Annotated in this window: 27 protein-coding genes; 21 read left to right on the top strand and 6 right to left on the bottom strand. The window is 42.2% G+C overall.

Features of this window, described 5'->3' with window-relative positions; genetic code table 11:
• The first annotated feature begins 6 nt into the window (after positions 1-6).
• The 16 genes from rplX to rplQ all read left to right on the top strand — a co-directional run bounded on the left by rplX (position 7) and on the right by rplQ (position 8,129).
• Positions 7-321, top strand: a complete 315-nt coding sequence (rplX, locus tag EGC86_RS20440) for a 50S ribosomal protein L24 (protein ID WP_011635650.1) — start codon at positions 7-9, stop codon at positions 319-321.
• A gap of 13 nt (positions 322-334) precedes the next feature.
• A complete protein-coding gene (rplE, locus tag EGC86_RS20445) occupies positions 335-874 on the top strand; it encodes a 50S ribosomal protein L5 (RefSeq protein WP_011635651.1) in 540 nt (179 codons plus the stop codon).
• A gap of 10 nt (positions 875-884) precedes the next feature.
• A complete protein-coding gene (gene rpsN / locus EGC86_RS20450) occupies positions 885-1,190 on the top strand; it encodes a 30S ribosomal protein S14 (protein ID WP_011635652.1) in 306 nt (101 codons plus the stop codon).
• Positions 1,191-1,214: 24 nt separating this feature from the next.
• Positions 1,215-1,607, top strand: a complete 393-nt coding sequence (gene rpsH, locus EGC86_RS20455; RefSeq protein WP_011635653.1) for a 30S ribosomal protein S8 — start codon at positions 1,215-1,217, stop codon at positions 1,605-1,607.
• Between the two features lie 10 nt (positions 1,608-1,617).
• Positions 1,618-2,151, top strand: a complete 534-nt coding sequence (gene rplF / locus EGC86_RS20460) for a 50S ribosomal protein L6 (protein WP_011635654.1) — start codon at positions 1,618-1,620, stop codon at positions 2,149-2,151.
• 10 nt (positions 2,152-2,161) lie between these two features.
• Positions 2,162-2,512: a 50S ribosomal protein L18 gene (gene rplR, locus EGC86_RS20465; protein ID WP_011635655.1), complete on the top strand. Its 351-nt coding sequence runs from the start codon at positions 2,162-2,164 to the stop codon at positions 2,510-2,512.
• Between the two features lie 12 nt (positions 2,513-2,524).
• A complete protein-coding gene (gene rpsE, locus EGC86_RS20470) occupies positions 2,525-3,028 on the top strand; it encodes a 30S ribosomal protein S5 (RefSeq protein WP_011494651.1) in 504 nt (167 codons plus the stop codon).
• A gap of 6 nt (positions 3,029-3,034) precedes the next feature.
• On the top strand, positions 3,035-3,223 hold the full coding sequence (gene rpmD / locus EGC86_RS20475; RefSeq protein WP_011635656.1) for a 50S ribosomal protein L30: 189 nt from the start codon (positions 3,035-3,037) through the stop codon (positions 3,221-3,223).
• Positions 3,223-3,657: a 50S ribosomal protein L15 gene (gene rplO / locus EGC86_RS20480; protein ID WP_011635657.1), complete on the top strand. Its 435-nt coding sequence runs from the start codon at positions 3,223-3,225 to the stop codon at positions 3,655-3,657. The genes rpmD and rplO overlap by 1 nt, the downstream gene beginning before the upstream one ends.
• Positions 3,658-3,664: 7 nt before the next feature.
• A complete protein-coding gene (gene secY / locus EGC86_RS20485; RefSeq protein ID WP_101084805.1) occupies positions 3,665-5,005 on the top strand; it encodes a preprotein translocase subunit SecY in 1,341 nt (446 codons plus the stop codon).
• A gap of 23 nt (positions 5,006-5,028) precedes the next feature.
• Positions 5,029-5,142, top strand: coding sequence for a 50S ribosomal protein L36 (gene rpmJ / locus EGC86_RS20490; RefSeq protein WP_006083579.1), 114 nt, complete (start codon positions 5,029-5,031; stop codon positions 5,140-5,142).
• Positions 5,143-5,259: 117 nt separating this feature from the next.
• Positions 5,260-5,616 carry a 30S ribosomal protein S13 gene (gene rpsM, locus EGC86_RS20495; protein WP_011635660.1) on the top strand — a complete coding sequence of 119 codons (357 nt, stop codon included), beginning with the start codon at positions 5,260-5,262 and terminating at the stop codon, positions 5,614-5,616.
• Between the two features lie 17 nt (positions 5,617-5,633).
• Positions 5,634-6,026, top strand: coding sequence for a 30S ribosomal protein S11 (rpsK, locus tag EGC86_RS20500; RefSeq protein WP_011635661.1), 393 nt, complete (start codon positions 5,634-5,636; stop codon positions 6,024-6,026).
• 32 nt (positions 6,027-6,058) lie between these two features.
• The gene (gene rpsD, locus EGC86_RS20505) at positions 6,059-6,679 is read left to right on the top strand and encodes a 30S ribosomal protein S4 (RefSeq protein ID WP_011635662.1); all 621 of its coding nucleotides are present in this window, start codon (positions 6,059-6,061) and stop codon (positions 6,677-6,679) included.
• Positions 6,680-6,703: 24 nt separating this feature from the next.
• On the top strand, positions 6,704-7,693 hold the full coding sequence (locus tag EGC86_RS20510; protein ID WP_011635663.1) for a DNA-directed RNA polymerase subunit alpha: 990 nt from the start codon (positions 6,704-6,706) through the stop codon (positions 7,691-7,693).
• A 40-nt stretch (positions 7,694-7,733) separates the two neighbouring features.
• On the top strand, positions 7,734-8,129 hold the full coding sequence (rplQ, locus tag EGC86_RS20515) for a 50S ribosomal protein L17 (RefSeq protein ID WP_011635664.1): 396 nt from the start codon (positions 7,734-7,736) through the stop codon (positions 8,127-8,129).
• A 1,327-nt stretch (positions 8,130-9,456) separates the two neighbouring features.
• Here the strand turns inward: rplQ and ccmE are convergent.
• The 5 genes from ccmE to ccmA are packed head-to-tail and all read right to left on the bottom strand — an operon-like array spanning position 9,457 to position 12,230.
• Positions 9,457-9,942 carry a cytochrome c maturation protein CcmE gene (gene ccmE / locus EGC86_RS20520; protein ID WP_101084806.1) on the bottom strand — a complete coding sequence of 162 codons (486 nt, stop codon included), beginning with the start codon at positions 9,940-9,942 and terminating at the stop codon, positions 9,457-9,459.
• Positions 9,926-10,138 carry a heme exporter protein CcmD gene (gene ccmD, locus EGC86_RS20525; protein ID WP_011635666.1) on the bottom strand — a complete coding sequence of 71 codons (213 nt, stop codon included), beginning with the start codon at positions 10,136-10,138 and terminating at the stop codon, positions 9,926-9,928. Before ccmD ends, ccmE begins: the two co-directional genes overlap by 17 nt.
• Positions 10,138-10,884, bottom strand: a complete 747-nt coding sequence (locus EGC86_RS20530) for a heme ABC transporter permease (protein WP_123778854.1) — start codon at positions 10,882-10,884, stop codon at positions 10,138-10,140. The genes ccmD and EGC86_RS20530 overlap by 1 nt, the downstream gene beginning before the upstream one ends.
• Positions 10,884-11,570, bottom strand: coding sequence for a heme exporter protein CcmB (ccmB, locus tag EGC86_RS20535; protein ID WP_011635668.1), 687 nt, complete (start codon positions 11,568-11,570; stop codon positions 10,884-10,886). Before ccmB ends, EGC86_RS20530 begins: the two co-directional genes overlap by 1 nt.
• 9 nt (positions 11,571-11,579) lie before the next feature.
• Complete coding sequence (gene ccmA / locus EGC86_RS20540; protein ID WP_011635669.1) at positions 11,580-12,230, bottom strand: cytochrome c biogenesis heme-transporting ATPase CcmA; 651 nt, start codon at positions 12,228-12,230, stop codon at positions 11,580-11,582.
• A gap of 324 nt (positions 12,231-12,554) precedes the next feature.
• On the opposite strand from ccmA, the gene EGC86_RS20545 reads away from it, so the two are divergent.
• Positions 12,555-12,848, top strand: a complete 294-nt coding sequence (locus tag EGC86_RS20545) for a c-type cytochrome (RefSeq protein ID WP_011635670.1) — start codon at positions 12,555-12,557, stop codon at positions 12,846-12,848.
• A 96-nt stretch (positions 12,849-12,944) separates the two neighbouring features.
• On the opposite strand, the gene ccmI is transcribed toward EGC86_RS20545, so the two are convergent.
• On the bottom strand, positions 12,945-14,198 hold the full coding sequence (ccmI, locus tag EGC86_RS20550) for a c-type cytochrome biogenesis protein CcmI (RefSeq protein WP_123778855.1): 1,254 nt from the start codon (positions 14,196-14,198) through the stop codon (positions 12,945-12,947).
• 417 nt (positions 14,199-14,615) lie between these two features.
• On the opposite strand from ccmI, the gene EGC86_RS20555 reads away from it, so the two are divergent.
• Genes EGC86_RS20555 through EGC86_RS20570 form a run of 4 tightly spaced genes read left to right on the top strand, consistent with a single transcriptional unit; the run spans position 14,616 to position 18,239 of the window.
• Entirely contained in the window at positions 14,616-16,586 is a 1,971-nt protein-coding gene (locus tag EGC86_RS20555) for a heme lyase CcmF/NrfE family subunit (RefSeq protein WP_123778856.1), read from the top strand.
• Positions 16,587-16,602: 16 nt separating this feature from the next.
• On the top strand, positions 16,603-17,157 hold the full coding sequence (locus tag EGC86_RS20560; protein WP_011635673.1) for a DsbE family thiol:disulfide interchange protein: 555 nt from the start codon (positions 16,603-16,605) through the stop codon (positions 17,155-17,157).
• On the top strand, positions 17,157-17,639 hold the full coding sequence (gene nrfF / locus EGC86_RS20565) for a heme lyase NrfEFG subunit NrfF (protein WP_011635674.1): 483 nt from the start codon (positions 17,157-17,159) through the stop codon (positions 17,637-17,639). Before EGC86_RS20560 ends, nrfF begins: the two co-directional genes overlap by 1 nt.
• A 60-nt stretch (positions 17,640-17,699) precedes the next feature.
• A complete protein-coding gene (locus tag EGC86_RS20570) occupies positions 17,700-18,239 on the top strand; it encodes a TlpA family protein disulfide reductase (protein ID WP_102037388.1) in 540 nt (179 codons plus the stop codon).
• Positions 18,240-18,466: the final 227 nt, after the last annotated feature.

Below are 18,466 nucleotides of genomic sequence, written 5' to 3' on the forward strand. Positions count from 1 at the left end.
CTTCAAATGGCAGCTAAAATCCGTCGTGAAGACGAAGTAATTATATTAGCAGGTAAAGACAAGGGTAGCCGCGGTAAGGTTTCTCAAGTTCTACCTACTGGTAAGTTAATTGTTGAAGGCTTTAATCTTGTTAAAAAGCACCAGAAACCTAACCCTCAATTGGGTGTTGCTGGCGGCGTTATCGAGAAAGAAGCACCGATGCAAGCATCAAACGTTGCGATCTTTAACCAAGCCACAGGCAAGGCAGATCGTGTTGGTTTCCGATTTGAAGACGGCAAAAAAGTCCGTTTCTTTAAATCGAACAGCGAACTCGTTAAGTAATTTGGAGTAAACGATGGCGAAACTGCATGATAAATATCAAGAGACTGTAGTTGCTGAACTAGCTAAAAAGTTCGGCTACAGCAGTGTCATGCAAGTCCCTCGGATTGAAAAAATCACCCTAAACATGGGTGTGGGCGAAGCTGTTGCAGATAAGAAAGTTATGGAGCATGCGCTCCGTGACATGACTGCAATCGCTGGCCAGAAACCAATTGTAACTGTTGCTCGTAAATCAGTTGCTGGTTTTAAAATCCGTGAAGGCTACCCTATTGGCTGTAAAGTGACCCTACGCGGTGAGCGTATGTGGGAATTTTTAGAGCGTTTAGTTGACATTGCAATACCACGTATTCGTGATTTCCGAGGCTTAAGCGCTAAAGCGTTTGACGGCCGTGGTAATTACGCAATGGGCGTGCGTGAGCAGATCATCTTCCCAGAAATCGATTATGATAAAATCGATAAAATTCGTGGTATGGATATTGTTATCACTACTACTGCGAAGAATGATGAAGAAGGTCGTGCTTTGTTAGACGCTTTTAACTTCCCATTCAAGAAATAAGGGTAGCATAATGGCAAAAACATCTATGAAAGCACGTGAAGCAAAACGTGCGCAGCTCGTAGCTAAATATGCTGAAAAGCGTTTAGCACTTAAGGCTATAATCAGCAGCCCTGCAACTTCTGAAGAAGATCGCTGGGATGCCGTACTTAAGTTACAAGCTCTACCACGTGATTCTAGCGCTGCGCGTCAACGCAACCGCTGTAATCAAACTGGTCGCCCACATGGTTTTCTACGTAAATTCGGCTTAAGCCGTATTAAATTACGTGAAGCAACCATGCGTGGTGAAGTTCCTGGTCTGCGTAAGGCCAGCTGGTAAGCACTTGTCACGGAGTAAGCTAATATGAGCATGCAAGATCCTATTGCGGATATGTTAACCCGTATTCGTAACGGCCAAGCTGCTAACCACGTATCTGTTAAGATGCCTTCAGCTAAGTTAAAAGTAGCAATTGCGAAATTACTTAAAGATGAAGGTTTCATTACTGAATACGCCGTAGCAGATGAAGCTAAGCCTGAATTAGAAATTACGTTAAAGTATTTTCAAGGCAAACCAGTCGTTGAGACTATCCAGCGTGTAAGTCGCCCTGGTCTTCGTATTTACAAAGGTAAAGACGAGCTACCAAAGGTGATGGGCGGTCTGGGTATCGCAATTGTGTCCACTTCTCAAGGCTTGATGACTGATCGCGCCGCCCGCCAAAATGGCACGGGTGGCGAGGTTATCTGCTACGTAGCGTAAGGAGCTAGAAATGTCTCGTGTTGCAAAAGCACCAGTCACTGTTCCTGCTGGCGTAGAGGTGACTTTAAACGAACAGACCTTAACTGTTAAAGGCAGTAAAGGAAGTCTGACTCGAGTAATCAACAATGCGGTAAATGTTGTTATCGAAGATGCACAAGTAAAGTTTCTTCCTGTCGATGGCGTTTCTAACGCTTGGGCACAGGCTGGTACTGCACGTGCACTAGTAAACAACATGGTTGTTGGTGTATCTCAAGGTTTTGTGAAAAAACTTAAATTAGTTGGTGTAGGTTACCGTGCAAAGATTGCTGGTAGTGACTTAGATTTAACGTTGGGTTTCTCACATCCATTAGTACACAAACTGCCCGCAGGCGTTACTGCAGAGTGTCCTAGCCAAACTGAAATCGTGCTTTCGGGCGTAGATAAACAAGTTGTTGGTCAGGTTGCTGCTGAAATTCGCGGATATCGTCCACCAGAGCCTTACAAAGGCAAAGGTGTTCGTTATGATGACGAAATAGTACGCCGTAAAGAGGCTAAGAAGAAGTAGGTAACGCGATATGGATAAGAAAACATCTCGCTTACGTCGCGCGTTACGTGCACGTAAGAAGATCCAAGAGCTGGGCGTGAATCGTCTGGTTGTACATCGTACACCGCGTCACATTTATGCTCAGGTGATCAATCCTGAAGCTCAGGTGTTGGCAGTTGCTTCAACCGTGGAAAAAGCGGTTAAAGAGCTACTAAAGAGTACCGGTAACGTTGATGCGGCTAAAGCAGTAGGTAAAATTGTTGCTGAGCGTGCGATCGAGAAGGGCGTAGCAACAGTTGCGTTCGACCGTTCTGGTTTCAAGTATCATGGTCGTGTAGCTGCACTAGCAGATGCCGCTCGTGAAGCTGGCCTGAAGTTCTAAGGGGTTATAAAAATGGCTAAATTAGAAGCTCAGCAAAAAGACGATCTGCAAGAGAAATTAATTGCAGTTAATCGTGTTTCTAAAGTAGTTAAGGGCGGTCGTATCTTTAGCTTCACAGCACTAACAGTAGTGGGTGACGGTAACGGTAAGATTGGCTATGGCTATGGTAAAGCGCGTGAAGTTCCAGCTGCTATTCAAAAAGCAATGGAAAAAGCCCGTCGTAATATGGTGACAGTGGAGTTGAATGCAGGTACTTTGCATCACCCAGTTAAGGGTCGTCATACTGGTTCTAAAGTTTATATGCAACCAGCATCACAGGGTACCGGTATTATTGCCGGTGGCGCAATGCGTGCCGTATTGGAAGTAGCAGGCGTTCATAACGTTCTGTCAAAAGCATACGGTTCTACTAACCCGATCAACATCGTTCGCGCAACTGTCGATGCGTTGGTGCACATGAAGTCACCAGCTCAAATCGCAGCAAAACGTGGCCTGAATGTTGATGAGATTCGGGGGTAATGCACCATGGCTACTAAAACTTTAAAAGTCACACAGACTAAAAGCAGCATTGGTCGTTTACCAAAACACCGTGCAACCTTAACCGGTTTAGGCCTACGCCGCATTAATCACACTGTTGAAGTTGAAGATACACCTTCAGTTCGCGGTATGATTAACAAGGTGTACTACATGGTTTCGGTGGAGGAATTAGGATAATGCGTCTAAATACTCTATCTCCAGCAGCAGGTTCTAAATCTGCTCCTAAGCGTGTAGGCCGTGGTATCGGTTCAGGTTTAGGTAAAACAGCGGGACGTGGCCATAAAGGTCAGAAGTCTCGTTCAGGCGGCGGTGTTCGCGTCGGTTTCGAAGGTGGTCAAATGCCACTTAAGATTCGTTTACCTAAGTTTGGCTTTACTTCGCGTCGCGCTTTGGTAACAGCTGAAGTTCGTTTACTCGAACTAGCAAAAGTTAACGGTGATGTTGTCGATTTGAATGCACTGAAAGATGCGAACGTTATTACTCGCAACATCCAGTTTGCGAAAATCGTTCTTTCAGGTACCATTGACCGCCCAGTGACTGTAAAAGGTCTCAAGGTAACCAAAGGTGCTCGTGCAGCTATTGAAGCTGCCGGTGGCAAGATCGAGGAATAATACGTCGATGGCAAAACCAGGACTTGATTTAAAAAGCGCGAAAGGCGGTTTATCTGAACTGAAAACTCGTCTTCTGTTCGTGATTGGTGCGATTATCGTCTTTAGAGCCGGTTCGTTCGTGCCAATTCCTGGTATTGACGCAGCTGTATTGGCAGAGCTATTTGCTCAGCAAAAAGATACCATCCTTGGCATGTTTAACATGTTCTCGGGTGGTGCCTTAGAGCGTGCTTCTATCTTCGCATTGGGTATTATGCCGTATATTTCGGCATCTATCATAATGCAGTTATTGACTGTTGTGCATCCTGCACTCGCTGAATTGAAAAAGGAAGGCGAATCAGGACGCAAGAAAATTAGTCAATATACTAGATATGGCACACTCGTGTTGGGTACGCTGCAATCTGTCGGTATTGCAACGGGTTTACCAAATCTGATGCCTGGTCTTGTGGCCAATCCCGGATTTGGTTTCTACTTCGTTGCAGTTGTGAGCTTAGTAACAGGAACTATGTTCCTTATGTGGCTAGGTGAGCAAATTACCGAACGTGGTATTGGTAATGGTATCTCGATTTTAATTTTCGCAGGTATTGTTGCTGGTCTACCATCGGCCATCGGCTCAACAGCCGAGCAGGCGCGTCAAGGTGACATGAATGTATTAGTACTACTGTTGCTCGCAGTGATTGTATTTGCTGTAACTTATTTAGTGGTATTTGTGGAACGTGGTCAACGTCGTATCGTCGTTAACTACGCTAAACGTCAACAAGGCCGTAAGGTCTTTGCAGCGCAAAGCACACATTTACCATTAAAAATAAATATGGCAGGTGTGATTCCACCAATCTTTGCTTCCAGCATTATTTTGTTTCCAGGTACACTGGCTCAGTGGTTTGGACAAAATGAGTCTATGTCATGGTTAAGCGATTTCGCTTTAGCTGTGTCACCAGGACAACCGCTGTATTCATTATTGTATGCGACAGCAATCATCTTTTTCTGTTTCTTCTATACTGCGTTGGTTTTTAACCCTCGTGAAACAGCAGATAACTTGAAAAAGAGTGGTGCATTCATTCCTGGGATCCGTCCCGGAGAACAGACTTCGCGTTACATTGATAAAGTAATGACACGTTTAACCTTAGCGGGTGCGTTGTATATTACCTTTATCTGCTTAATTCCGGAGTTCATGTTAATTGCGTGGAAAGTACAGTTCTATTTTGGCGGTACTTCGCTACTAATTATAGTAGTCGTAATCATGGACTTCATGGCTCAGGTTCAGACCCATATGATGTCCCATCAATATGAGTCTGTGATGAAGAAAGCTAATCTTGTTAACAAAGCCAATTTAGACCGCTTTGGAAAATAAGATTGCTTTTACGGAGTGATGAAATGAAAGTTCGAGCTTCCGTGAAGAAGATCTGCCGTAATTGCAAGATCGTCAAGCGTAGTGGTGTTGTACGCGTTATATGTGTTGAACCAAAACACAAACAGCGTCAAGGCTAAGAAAGAAGTTTGGTCAGCTCAATAATGGGCTGACCAAAATATTGTTTGCAAATCTGTCGTCTGTCGAGTATCCTTTCGGGCTTTTCGCAGATGGCCTTTAACTTTAAGGAGTGCATAGTGGCCCGTATCGCTGGCATTAACATTCCTGATCAAAAGCATACAGTCATTGCGTTGACTGCTATTTTTGGTATTGGACGTACACGCGCTAGAGCAATCTGCGCATCTACTTCAATTGCTGAAGATGCTAAGATCAAGGAATTGAGCGAAGCTCAAATAGATATCCTACGCGAAGAAGTCGCCAAATACACTGTAGAAGGTGACTTGCGTCGTGAGATTTCAATGAACATCAAGCGTCTTATGGATCTTGGTTGTTATCGTGGTCTCCGCCATCGTCGTAGCCTGCCCCTTCGTGGGCAACGTACTAAGACCAATGCGCGTACGCGTAAAGGTCCACGTAAGCCAATAAGAAAGTAACGGGAAGGTAAACCAAAATGGCTAAAGTTCCGTCACGTTCTCCGCGTAAGCGCGTACGTAAACAGGTTGCAGATGGCATGGCTCATATCCATGCGTCTTTCAACAACACAATTGTCACCATTACGGATCGTCAAGGTAATGCGTTGTCATGGGCTACCTCAGGTGGTTCTGGTTTCCGTGGTTCACGTAAATCAACACCATTCGCTGCGCAGGTTGCTGCTGAGCGTGCAGGTATTGCTGCTCAAGACTACGGTGTTAAAAACCTTGAAGTTTTCGTGAAGGGTCCTGGTCCAGGTCGTGAATCAGCCATTCGTGCGCTGAACGCTGTTGGTTATAAAATTACCAACATTACCGATGTGACGCCTATCCCTCATAATGGCTGTCGTCCACCTAAAAAGCGTCGTGTATAACACTGCGTATATAGGATAGTTGGAGAAAGATCATGGCAAGATACTTGGGTCCCAAGCTCAAGCTCAGCCGCAGAGAAGGTACAGACCTTTTCCTAAAAAGCGGTGTGAGAGCAATCGATTCGAAGTGTAAGCTAGAAACTGCACCTGGACAACATGGCGCACGTAAGCCACGTTTGTCTGAGTATGGTATTCAGTTACGCGAGAAACAAAAAGTTCGTCGTATTTATGGTGTGCTAGAAAAGCAATTCCGTAACTACTACAAAGAAGCTGCACGTCTAAAAGGCAATACTGGTGAAAACCTTTTGCAACTTTTAGAAGTCCGCCTAGATAACGTCGTTTATCGTATGGGTTTCGGTTCTACTCGTGCAGAATCACGTCAGCTAGTAAGCCATAAATCTGTTATGGTTAACGGTCGTGTTGTTAACATTCCGTCATTCAAAGTGTCTGCGAATGATGTTGTAAGCATCCGTGAAAAGTCACGTACTCAAGCTCGTATTAAAGCGGCTTTAGAAGTGGCTGGTCAACGCGAAAAGCCTACATGGGTAGAAGTCGACAATGCGAAAATGGAAGGTGCTTTCAAGCGCGTTCCAGAACGTAGCGATTTGTCTGCGGATATTAACGAACAGCTGATCGTCGAGCTTTACTCTAAGTAAAGCTAACAAACAAGAGAGGACACAATGCAGGGTTCTGTTACAGAATTTCTTAAACCGCGTCTCGTTGATATTGAGCAGGTTAATTCAACTCGCGCCAAAGTTACACTAGAGCCACTAGAACGTGGTTTTGGCCATACCTTAGGTAACGCGTTGCGTCGCATCCTATTGTCGTCTATGCCTGGCTGTGCAGTTACTGAAGTCGAAATTGACGGCGTACTGCATGAATACAGCAGTAAGGAAGGCGTACAAGAAGATATCCTTGAGATATTGCTTAATCTTAAGGGATTAGCAGTGACCATCGAGGGTAAAGACGAGGCTTTGCTTACATTAAGCAAGTCCGGCACAGGCCCTGTTACAGCAGCAGATATCACACATGATGGTGATGTTACCATCGTGAATCCTGATCATGTTATCTGTCACTTGACTGGTAACAATGATATCAGCATGCGTATCCGCGTTGAGCGTGGTCGTGGTTATGTGCCAGCTTCGGCTCGTGCACAGACTGAAGACGATGATCGCCCAATCGGTCGTTTGCTGGTTGATGCTTCTTTTTCACCTGTTGCTCGCATTGCTTATAATGTTGAAGCCGCTCGTGTTGAACAGCGTACTGACTTAGACAAACTTGTGATAGATATGACCACAAACGGTACTATCGATCCTGAGGAAGCAATTCGTCGTTCTGCAACAATTTTAGCTGAACAGCTAGATGCGTTTGTTGAACTACGTGATGTTACTGAGCAGGCTGTTGTAGAAGAGAAACCGGAGTTCGATCCGATTTTGCTGCGTCCTGTCGACGATTTAGAGCTAACTGTACGTTCGGCTAACTGTTTAAAAGCCGAAGCGATTCATTACATCGGAGATCTGGTACAACGCACTGAAGTTGAGTTGCTTAAGACCCCTAACTTAGGTAAGAAATCTCTTACTGAAATTAAGGATGTTTTAGCGTCTCGCGGACTGTCGTTAGGTATGCGTCTAGAAAACTGGCCTCCGGCTAGTTTAGCTGACGACCTATAAGTCTCAGGTTAGTACAGATTTAGGTTATAAGGATTAGGTCATGCGCCATCGTAAGAGTGGTCGTCAACTAAACCGCAACAGCAGTCATCGCCAAGCTATGTTCCGTAACATGGCTTGTTCAATAGTTCGTCATGAGATTATCAAGACAACTGTAGCTAAAGCGAAAGAACTGCGTCGCGTTGTTGAACCTCTAATAACACTTGCTAAAGTTGACAGCGTTGCAAATCGCCGTTTAGCTTTCGCTCGTACCCGCGACGCTGAAGTTGTAGGTAAGTTATTTACTGAATTGGGTCCACGCTTCCAGGAACGTCCTGGTGGTTACACTCGTATTCTTAAGTGCGGTCTACGTACCGGTGATAAAGCCCCAATGGCTTACATCGAGTTAGTAGGTCGTCCTGAAGCTGCTGAAGCTGTTGAAGTTGAAGCTGCTGAGTAATTAATTACTCACCGAAAAACCGAGCCTAGGCTCGGTTTTTTTTTATCTTTTTTTAACTTCGACTTTGTTTCAAACATCATATCTTTTTAGCTGCAATCCATATCCATTTATTGTACAACTTGGTAAATGTCTACTATTTATGCGTAATCTTCTATCTGATTATTTTCACAATCGCTCTCAGCTCGGTCAACGAGATGAACCCAATACTCATTTTCTTGATTCTCTGATCCGATATGTGTCGTACAACTCTGTTTAGTAAAATCGTATTATAGTGTTTGTATTAAGGACATATTAGCAACGTTAACCATGTCTAAGCTTAAGTCGATAATACCAAGTACAAGACGCTAAAGTTGTTCTTATGTTTGCAACAATGGCTACTCCATTTAAGCCAATGTTCACAGGTTTTGAGCTGCAAACGAACCTTCAACAGAGTTGGTCGAAACCACTTACTGTATGTGTAATATTTTATTGATGTAGGAATATGGCTGACGACGGGAATGCAATGCTGGATCTGTTACTTAACATCACGTTAAGGCTGCGTATTCGACTTGATTAACGTACTTTGAAGTTATACTCAATGACTAGGTTATATGATGCCATTATTGTTAACCGTGGCGTGTAGACATGCTACATAGGTCTTACCATAACTAACTATTATCTATTTGGCCTCAGCTTGGAATCATAAATGGTCATCAAATTCTCCTTTGTATTGCCAACTGTATTGCATTACTTGCAATAGGCTAGTAATGACGCACCGCTGTGCTTAGTTAAAAAAAATGACAAGTTTGATATGAAATAGGCCGAATATTATCATTTTGCCTTACCTATCTCACTTATTAACCTGAATTGAGGTTATTTAGCATTATTGAGCTGATGCCAAAAATAGAAAATATGGATTAGTCTATAGGTTAAAGCCGTTGTGCTGTGGTTCAAAATCATTGAATCAAAACTGGAAACACAATAAATAGAAGGGTTTTATTGAAACCAGAGTTGTTCATAATTCGATAGGCTTTCATTATAGGTATGACTTACTGTGACTGGCATTGTTCAGTACGCGGAAAATAAGCAGACTTTTAATAGAGACACAACATTTTCAGTTAAGCAGTATTTTACCTTAAATGGATATAATGGTTTTTTGCGCCGTCACACCATTGTTTCTTATCCTTGCTGAAAATCTTAATGTAAAACTGACAATAGGTTACAAACCTATGTTCAAAGTATCCTCTCCGTAATGAGTAGCTAAAATAATAGCAACTATCTGTCGATAAAAATTGAAATTTCATTCATAAAAAAAGCCTCCGAAGAGGCTTTTTATTACAAATAGACTTTATTTTTCTTCAAGAGCTTTTTGATTATAGGTCGGTTTTTCATGCGTTTGACCCATAGCTTCAGCAACTTCAGGTGGCATGTAATTTTCATCATGCTTAGCGAGTACTTCAGTGGCCTCTAGTTTTCCTGACTCAACCAGTACACCCTGGGCAACGATACCTTGACCTTCTCTAAATAAGTCTGGTAATAAATCGTCGTATGTAACGGATACAGTCCCACCCGCTGAATCATGTACAGCAAATTCAACGTGTAAGCTGTCTGGATCGCGTTTCATCGATCCCATTGTTACCATGCCACCGATTCGGATACGTTGTCCAAGCTCCGGCTTTACACCCGTATCGTTTTTACCGTGGGTAATTTCATACGGTGTATAGAATAAATTCAAATTTGAATTTAGTGCGTACAATAGTAATGATGCAACAGCAGCAACGCCCGCAATCAATGCAACGGCAAGGGTTAATCTCTTTTTACGTCTTGGATTCACGGTTATTACCTCTTGTTTCTTTCAGGCGTTGTTCACGCGTTATCTTTTTAGCAATTTCGATCAGGACTTTACGTTTTTGTCTGATACTCAGGGTTATTAATGTGGCTAGACAGCCGAACGTTACACCATAGGATAGCCAAACATAAAATGCGTAACCGCCCATATCAAGAAAATCTTTAAATGAATCAAATTGCATTATTTTGCCTCCTCTGCGGTTGCTAAGTCTCTCACCCAAGGGCGCATGCCATTGCGAGCAAGGATCTCTGTTCTATAGCGGATCAAGGTTATCGCTCCAATCATCATCCCAAACCCGAAAATATTAATTAACAGTGGGTATAACATATCGGTCGACATCGTCGATTTTTCTGTGATTCTAATGGTTGATGGCTGATGTAAACTACTCCACCAATCAACGGAATATTTAATAATGGGTATATTAATTACGCCGACAATCGCCAGAATTCCAGAAGCTCTAGCCGCGAGGACTTTATCTTCAAATGATGCATACAGTGAGATCACACCAAGGTAAAGAAACAGCAATACCAATTCAGATGTCAAACGTGCATCCCATACCCACCAAGTTCCCCACATAGGTTTACCCCATGCAGCACCTGTTAATAAGGCAATAAAGGTAATTACGGCGCCAATAGGAGCAATTGCAGCAGCGGCCCAATCTGCCGACTTTATCTGCCAAACTAAGCCAATAAATGAAGCAATAGCCATACCCATATAAGCAGCCATTGACATAGACGCAGCAGGTACATGGATAAAGATGATTCGGTAACTGTCACCTTGTTGGTAATCTGTTGGGGCAAACAATAAACCCCAAATACTGCCTGTTCCAACCAGCAATATTGCCAGTGTACTAAACCAAGGCAACAATGTGCCTGACAATTTATATGCCCGTTCAGGGTCTGCGTAAGAATGTAACCATTTCCACATTAGTTTGTGCTCACACGTAAAGAGGCGCCAATTGCGAAAGGTGCCAAGATTAAAGAACCGACCAACATTGCAGCAAGAATCGCAAGTTGACCATCATAAGCCATATTCAGTCCTGCAGCGTCAATCGCACTAGTGGCAAAAATAAGTACAGGTATATATAAAGGTAGAATAAGTAAACTTAACAGCACGCCTCCTTTTCGAAGTCCTACTGTTAGTGCAACACCTATTGCACCAAGTAACGACAATATCGGTGTACCTAATGCTAATGTTGACATCAATGCACCGTAACTATTGTCTTCTAGATGCAACAGTACAGCCAGTAATGGTGCGACTAGAATTAATGGCACACCAGTAAGTATCCAATGTGCAAGTACTTTCGCCAGAACCATTAATGCTAACGGTTGTGGGCTCAGTAGCATTTGCTCTAAGCTACCATCGTTGTAATCTGCTTTAAATAAACGTTCCAATGACAACATCGATGCAAGTAAGGCCGCTACCCAGATAATGCCAGGTGCAACTCTAGTCAAAACTTGAGGTTCTGGTCCAATACCTAATGGGAAAAGAGTGACCACTAAAATAAAGAATAACAACGGGTTAAAAATGTCACCTCGATGTCGAATAGCAATTCTCAAATCACGTTGCAAAAGCGTCATGAATGCTGTTGTGTAACTAATTCCTCGTTTCATTCAAATACCTTATACAAAGCGATAGTCGAGAGTGATTTTACGTAACATGGCATCACTAATAATGCTCATATCCTGATGTGTGGTTAATATTACACATCCACCCGATTCTGCATGTTGAATAAAAAGTTGCTCTAATTCTTCTACACCTTTTTTATCAATAGCGGTAAAAGGTTCGTCGAGGATCCATATTTTACAATTACTGTGTTGTAATCTTGCTAATGCGGTACGTCGATGTTGTCCCGCAGATAAATGACCTGCTAGTGCTTCTTCAAAACCGGTTAAATTGACTTTCGCCAAAATTGCAGTGGTATCGAAATCATCATAGCCACTAATTCTTAAATTGAAGTTAAGATTTTCTTCTGCTGTTAGCTCACTTTTTACGCCAGCTAAATGCCCAAGATATAGTAAGTCGTGATTAAATTCGTCTCTACAGCGATTGATGTTTTCACCACTATATTCAACTTCACCAGCATAGGGACGTGACAAACCAGCAATAATTCGTAAAAGACTGGTTTTACCTGCACCATTAGGGCCTTCAATCTGGACAATATCCCCCGCATTGATATTAAAACTAAGTCCATCAAATAGAATGCGCTCTTCCCGAATACAGGTTAATTCGTTGGCACTTAATAGCACTTGTGATTGGTTTGATATGGTCACTTATCCCTCTTATTTTACTTGAGGATGAATTCGAAATGATATTAACACAAACACTTTTATCGGTTTAGCTTTGTCACTGATTAAGTGCTAGCAATTTGATATGGTTCCAAAATTATGTATTTAGTTTGAACTTTTTCATCGATTACTAATATATTACCTTAACTACACAGATTGTCTTGATTTAGAGCCTAAGCTGAGATTGTTATCACAAAAAGATGAGTTTTTTTGCTAATTGTAGTAATCTAACGTTGCTAAAAATGAGTCTGCCTTCTAAATCAAAGGGCAGCGTTAAGCTTTGTATATTTGCAATTAGGAACGATGAATATGAAAAAATTGTTAGCAATGACTGCAGTAGCTGCCTTAACTTTGTCTGCAAATGTATTTGCTCAAGAAGGTGAAGCTATTTATAATAAAGCGTGTCAAGTATGTCACAGCATGGGTGTGGCCGGTGCGCCTAAAGTTCATGACACTGCGGCATGGGAACCACGTCTAGCAAAAGGTTTAGATGCCTTAGTGGGTTCAGTTAAGTCTGGTTTAAACGCAATGCCACCAGGTGGTATGTGTACTGACTGTACTGATGAAGATTACAAAAACGCAATTCAGTTTATGTCTAAGTAGTTTTCAACTAAATCAAAAAACCGGCTTTGTAGCCGGTTTTTTTTATGGGTTAATTTCAGTGATGCTAACTTTTAACATCACTAATATTACACAGTGCTATTGCACTAAGGTATCCAGAGTTAGTGTAGCATTGCCACCCACCTTAACGGCTTTAATGTTACCCTTTAGGTCACCAGACTGTGGTTTCACGCTGCCATTTTTTGACAGTACTGCAATGATTTCTACTTCTCCGACAGAACTCAGTTTTACATCACCACCCATAGAAGTACTGTCATCTAGTGTGACAGTGACAGGTAAGCAGCTAGCACTGATTTTAGTTGCTGCTAGCGGTACTTTTGGGCCTTGAGTTGCTCGTGCGAAAATAAACACAGTATCGGTATCAGCTACTTTGTCTGCTAATTCTGGAGCAATAGAAATTTCAATTGTGACTGTATTAGCATTGCTCGTAACAGCTGGCTTTTGAGTTGACTCACCATTAGGCATTGCCGAGCCTTCATTAAGGCGCATGTTTGCAGATTCAATTGCATTCATTAATGCTGTTCTATCAACATCATCACGATCGCTGTCTAAGATCATCTGCCAAGCATTGATAGCTTTTTTGTAATCAGCGGTAAAGAATGCATCCATACCAACAAGAAGTAGTGTAGAAGGGTCTTGTGGGTCTAAGGCTAAAGATTGATCAATCACAGCTTGAATCGCCGGCGACATCTGCTGATTCGCTTTATAGTATAGCGCGGTTGCTTTAGGCCCAAGGAGTTCTGCTTGCGTGCCGACAAGTTCCATTACCTTATCAAATGCGCCAATGGCTTTATCATATTGGTTGGCAGATATATAAGCATGGCCAAGGCTAAACCAAGCTTGGCTATCGTCTGGCTGTGCCTGAACCTTAGTTTCCATCATCTGCACCCGTTGCGACATAATTTGCGCAGGATCCATACCTTGATGAGGATTGCTTGCTTGTGGTGGGTTAGCTAATTCGTTGTAAGCACCGAGGTGTTGATATAAGTAACCAGATACTGCTAATAGACACAGGGTCATAAAAGCAGGCCATAATGCGGTTTTTGATTTAATTTCTACATCAAGGGAGTCATCACCCTTCTGGCTCATGTCCTGAAGTAAATTTATCTCTAATTCTTTCTTTAATGCCTCGAATTCGACCTGATCTAATAATTGGTCTTGCAATTCCTTTTCAAGAATGGAGATGCGTTCAGCAAAAAGTTCAAGGTTAGTTTGTCTACGAACACCTGATTCTTCAGCTTGTAACAGCTTTTGTTGGCGAAAATGTGGAACCCAAATCATGATTAGGCCGATGAGTACGACAAGCGCAATAAATATCCAAAATGTGGTCATTGTTTCAATATTCACTTTTAGGTTAACAGAGAAAGCGGTTTTTCCGCAGTGCTTGGAATCTTGATTATACGTAAAGATTATTAATTGAATAGTAATATAAGGAAGATATGAATCTAAATCCTGAGAGTTGCGTACTGGTTCACAGATTGAATTGTTTGTCTAACTTAAGACGAAACTTTGTTAAGGTAACCATGTCAGACTGGTTGTTATAAATTTTCGTTTTGATTGAATAGATACTCATAATGAGACTAGTGACCCAATTTTGTACGAAAATGGCAGACAGAAGCCATAGCAAGTTCTAAAATGCGTTAAAATTCGTTTAAGCTAATGTGCGTATATTAGTTTCACCGCATTAATTAGTACTGCCGTGATTTGTTTGTTTCAGATCCGCTAATTTTTTTAGACTAAGGAATACCCATGATTCCAGAACTTGGACATTTCTCGCTAATTCTCGGTTTGGCTTTTGCCTTACTGCTAGCTAGCGTGCCGTTATATGGTTCCGCACGTAAAGACCAGTATCTTGTTCGCTATGCCTGGCCACTGACATACGGAATGTTTTTTTTCATCAGTCTCTCCGTTATAGCGCTAGGGTACAGCTTTGCTGTTGATGATTTCTCTGTGGCTTATGTCGCCCATCACTCTAATTCTCAACTACCAATATTCTTTAAAATTGCGGCGGTATGGGGTGGTCATGAAGGTTCATTATTATTCTGGGTATTCGCGTTGTCTGTATGGACTGCATCAGTGGCACTGTTTAGTAAGGGCTTAGAAGAAGTCTTTACTGCAAGGGTGTTATCTGTTTTAGCGATGATCGTTGTTGGCTTCAGTTTATTCATGATCCTAACTTCTAGTCCATTTGAACGGATATTCCCTATTCCTCTAGAAGGGCGAGATTTAAACCCAATGTTGCAAGATGTTGGCTTAATCTTCCATCCGCCAATGTTGTATCTAGGGTATGTGGGTTTCTCGGTATGTTTTGCTTTTGCTATTGCAGCCCTTATGAGTGGCAGACTTGATTCTGCTTGGGCACGCTGGAGTCGTCCTTGGACTTTAGCTGCATGGATATTTCTAACTGGTGGTATTTCACTTGGTTCTTGGTGGGCTTACTACGAATTAGGTTGGGGCGGCTGGTGGTTCTGGGACCCAGTTGAAAATGCATCATTTATGCCTTGGTTAGTCGGTACTGCTTTAGTGCACTCATTAATTGTGACGGAAAAGCGTGGGGCATTCCGTAACTGGACTGTATTGCTGTCTATCTTTGCCTTCTCATTAAGTTTACTCGGCACCTTTATTGTACGTTCGGGCGTTCTTACTTCAGTGCATTCTTTTGCAGCAGATCCAAGTCGTGGCTTGTTTATCTTGTTGTTGTTAGGTATTGCCATTGGTGGTTCATTAACTTTGTTTGCCTTCCGAGCAAGCGAAATGAGTAGCCCTGCACGATTTGAGCTTAAATCGAAAGAAACCATGTTACTAATCTGTAATGTGTTACTCACTGTTGCGGCAGGTACCGTTTTGCTGGGTACGCTTTATCCGTTACTGATCGATGCATTAGGCATGGGTAAAATTTCTGTTGGCCCTCCATATTTTAATGCCGTATTTGTGCCTATCGTGTTAGTGCTATTTGGCTTTATGGGTATTGGTCCAATTATTCGCTGGAAGAAATCTAAACCGAGTGAAATTAAAAAGCAGTTACTTGTGCCTGCTATTATCGCGTTAGTGGTTGGTGTGTCGGCTCCATTTGTTGCTGATGGTCAATTTAATGCTTGGGTGATGTGTGGTGTAGCGGCTACAACGTGGATCATGCTATCAACTTTGCGGGCTGCTTATAATATTGTAAGCAACAAAGAAGGTGGTATCAGTCTTAATAAAATGGGCCGTAGCCAATTAGGCATGATCGTCGCTCATTTTGGTATTGCTGTGTCGGTAATGGGCGCAACTATCGTGTCTAATTACTCGATTGAAAAAAGCGTGCGTATGGGACCAGGAATTAGCCAAGAACTGGCTGGTTATACATTTAAGTATTTAGAAACTAAAAATGTAGTAGGTCCAAACTATACCGCTCAACAAGGTCAAATCGAAATCTACAAAGATGATGAATTTATTACCTTGTTAAAGCCTGATCGTCGTCAATATAATGTTCGAACTATGGATATGACCGAAGCGGGTATTGATTGGGGATTGTTCCGCGATTTATATGTCACTATGGGCGATCCAATTAGTTTAACTGAGTTTGCTGTGCGTCTTAATTACAAGCCATTTGTTCGTTGGTTATGGTTTGGCTCGATCTTCATGATGATAGGTGGGTTCCTTGCGGCATCTGATAAGCGTTATCGTGTGAAGCAGGTTGCAACAGAAGATGCAGCAAAAGCAAAATTAGCGACAGCTTAATATACTCGGAGACATTATGAAGAAGTTTGTACTGTTTATACCTTTGGTTATATTTTTGGGTATGGGCGTGTTTTTATACAAAGGATTATTTCTAAATCCTAAAGTGCTTGATTCTGCATTAGAAGGAAAGCCAGTTCCGGCTTTCCAACTTGAGCGCTTAGAAGTGCCTAGTGAAGTGTTAACTGAGAAAGATCTTCCAGCAAAAGTGTCTATGTTGAACTTTTGGGCAACTTGGTGTCCGGCATGTAAGTATGAACATCCTTATTTGATGATGCTGTCTAAACGTAACTTATTACCTATATATGGTATCAATTATCGTGACGAGAGAGCATTAGCTGTTAAGGAGTTAACTACTCAAGGTGATCCATACACAGTTAACATCTTTGACAAAGATGGTCGCTTAGGTCTTGATCTTGGAGTTTATGGAGCACCGGAAACTTTTATAGTCGACCACAACGGTATTATTCGTTATCGCTATGCCGGTCCTATAGATCAAACAGTATGGACACAAACCTTGTATCCAATGATCCAGCAATTACAAGCTGAAGCTAAAGTCGATGGAGCATCGTAATGAAATTCATATTTAAAATGATGGTGGCTTGTACGAGTTTACTTTTTACTCTGACGGTAATGGCGACACCTGTTGATACTTATGAATTTCAATCGGCAGATAATCAACAAAGAGCATTGTCACTAGCACACCAATTGCGTTGCCCACAGTGTCAGAATCAAAACTTAGTCGATTCAAACTCTCCGGTTGCCCAAGATTTACGTCTTGAGGTGTATACCATGGTCGATAGTGGTAAGTCAGATTCAGAGATTATTGAATTTATGACCAGCCGCTATGGCGATTTTGTCTTGTACAATCCAAAGTTAGACTCGAAAACTTATATTCTATGGCTTGGTCCATTTGGATTACTTGTTTTGGGTCTCTTTATTGGTTTTATCTTCGTGCGTAAGCAGCGTATCCAGGCAACAGAATCGACAACCTTGTCGACAGAGCAACAAGCCGAGTTAGATGCGCTATTAAATCGTAGTAAGACAACTAAGTAACATAATGGAGTATTAACCTTGAAACAGTGGTTTGCGTTTATATTCACTAGCTTCTTTCTTATGGGTACTGCAAGTGTGGCTAATGCATACCCCGGCATGCAAGCTGCGGCTAAGCAAACCTCTGAATCAACTCTCGAACGCATAAATATATTGCCGCAACCATTCCCAATTGCTCTGGTCGATTTTACTGATCTCGTTGGTCAGTCGGTTAACTTTGAACAATATAAGGGTAAAGTGGTTGTTGTTAATCTTTGGGCTACTTGGTGTCCGCCGTGTGTAAGAGAACTTCCTGCACTCAATCGATTAAATCAAACTCTAAATGCAGAACATTTTGCATTATTGCCCATTTCTATTGATGCAGAAGCTGTGGCTATTGTGCAACCATTTTTGGAGTCTCTTGGATTAGGCGAATTTAATTCGTATTTCGATCCGCAACAACAACTACGTGATGTCTTTCCGCTTGATACGATACCTGCAACATTTATCTTAAATGAGCAAGGTGAGCTGGTGGCTTATGTACGTTCGTATGTCGATTGGGATGATACAAGTGTGGCTACCTTCCTTGAACAGTTTCGCCAGAACGCTAAAAAAGTACAATAAACAGTCATAAAATAGCTTAAAATACGAAAAAGGATCGCTTTTGGTGAAAAGATAGCCAAGCGATCCTTTTTTATTAAAAAAGGCCTTGCGCTAAATCGTGTGGTGCCTATAATGCGCATCCACTGACACGGCAGACAGCGTAAGCGGTTACCGAGTCAGGTTGGATTAAGTGCTTCAAAACACTGAGTTCAAGGCGAAAAGAAAGTTTGAAAAAACACTTGACGCCA

Source organism: Shewanella frigidimarina, assembly GCF_003797125.1.
Lineage (GTDB): Bacteria > Pseudomonadota > Gammaproteobacteria > Enterobacterales > Shewanellaceae > Shewanella > Shewanella frigidimarina.

Excerpts from the sequence above, each read along its gene's own strand:
- rplX (WP_011635650.1), top strand. The coding sequence starts at position 7 with ATGGCAGCTAAAATCCGTCGTGAAGACGAAGTAATTATATTAGCAGGT.
- rplE (WP_011635651.1), top strand. The coding sequence starts at position 335 with ATGGCGAAACTGCATGATAAATATCAAGAGACTGTAGTTGCTGAACTA.
- rpsN (WP_011635652.1), top strand. The coding sequence starts at position 885 with ATGGCAAAAACATCTATGAAAGCACGTGAAGCAAAACGTGCGCAGCTC.
- rpsH (WP_011635653.1), top strand. The coding sequence starts at position 1,215 with ATGAGCATGCAAGATCCTATTGCGGATATGTTAACCCGTATTCGTAAC.
- rplF (WP_011635654.1), top strand. The coding sequence starts at position 1,618 with ATGTCTCGTGTTGCAAAAGCACCAGTCACTGTTCCTGCTGGCGTAGAG.
- rplR (WP_011635655.1), top strand. The coding sequence starts at position 2,162 with ATGGATAAGAAAACATCTCGCTTACGTCGCGCGTTACGTGCACGTAAG.
- rpsE (WP_011494651.1), top strand. The coding sequence starts at position 2,525 with ATGGCTAAATTAGAAGCTCAGCAAAAAGACGATCTGCAAGAGAAATTA.
- rpmD (WP_011635656.1), top strand. The coding sequence starts at position 3,035 with ATGGCTACTAAAACTTTAAAAGTCACACAGACTAAAAGCAGCATTGGT.
- rplO (WP_011635657.1), top strand. The coding sequence starts at position 3,223 with ATGCGTCTAAATACTCTATCTCCAGCAGCAGGTTCTAAATCTGCTCCT.
- secY (WP_101084805.1), top strand. The coding sequence starts at position 3,665 with ATGGCAAAACCAGGACTTGATTTAAAAAGCGCGAAAGGCGGTTTATCT.
- rpmJ (WP_006083579.1), top strand. The coding sequence starts at position 5,029 with ATGAAAGTTCGAGCTTCCGTGAAGAAGATCTGCCGTAATTGCAAGATC.
- rpsK (WP_011635661.1), top strand. The coding sequence starts at position 5,634 with ATGGCTAAAGTTCCGTCACGTTCTCCGCGTAAGCGCGTACGTAAACAG.
- rpsD (WP_011635662.1), top strand. The coding sequence starts at position 6,059 with ATGGCAAGATACTTGGGTCCCAAGCTCAAGCTCAGCCGCAGAGAAGGT.
- EGC86_RS20510 (WP_011635663.1), top strand. The coding sequence starts at position 6,704 with ATGCAGGGTTCTGTTACAGAATTTCTTAAACCGCGTCTCGTTGATATT.
- rplQ (WP_011635664.1), top strand. The coding sequence starts at position 7,734 with ATGCGCCATCGTAAGAGTGGTCGTCAACTAAACCGCAACAGCAGTCAT.
- ccmD (WP_011635666.1), bottom strand. The coding sequence starts at position 10,138 with ATGCAATTTGATTCATTTAAAGATTTTCTTGATATGGGCGGTTACGCA.
- EGC86_RS20530 (WP_123778854.1), bottom strand. The coding sequence starts at position 10,884 with ATGTGGAAATGGTTACATTCTTACGCAGACCCTGAACGGGCATATAAA.
- ccmB (WP_011635668.1), bottom strand. The coding sequence starts at position 11,570 with ATGAAACGAGGAATTAGTTACACAACAGCATTCATGACGCTTTTGCAA.
- EGC86_RS20545 (WP_011635670.1), top strand. The coding sequence starts at position 12,555 with ATGAAAAAATTGTTAGCAATGACTGCAGTAGCTGCCTTAACTTTGTCT.
- ccmI (WP_123778855.1), bottom strand. The coding sequence starts at position 14,198 with ATGACCACATTTTGGATATTTATTGCGCTTGTCGTACTCATCGGCCTA.
- EGC86_RS20555 (WP_123778856.1), top strand. The coding sequence starts at position 14,616 with ATGATTCCAGAACTTGGACATTTCTCGCTAATTCTCGGTTTGGCTTTT.
- EGC86_RS20560 (WP_011635673.1), top strand. The coding sequence starts at position 16,603 with ATGAAGAAGTTTGTACTGTTTATACCTTTGGTTATATTTTTGGGTATG.
- nrfF (WP_011635674.1), top strand. The coding sequence starts at position 17,157 with ATGAAATTCATATTTAAAATGATGGTGGCTTGTACGAGTTTACTTTTT.
- EGC86_RS20570 (WP_102037388.1), top strand. The coding sequence starts at position 17,700 with ATGGGTACTGCAAGTGTGGCTAATGCATACCCCGGCATGCAAGCTGCG.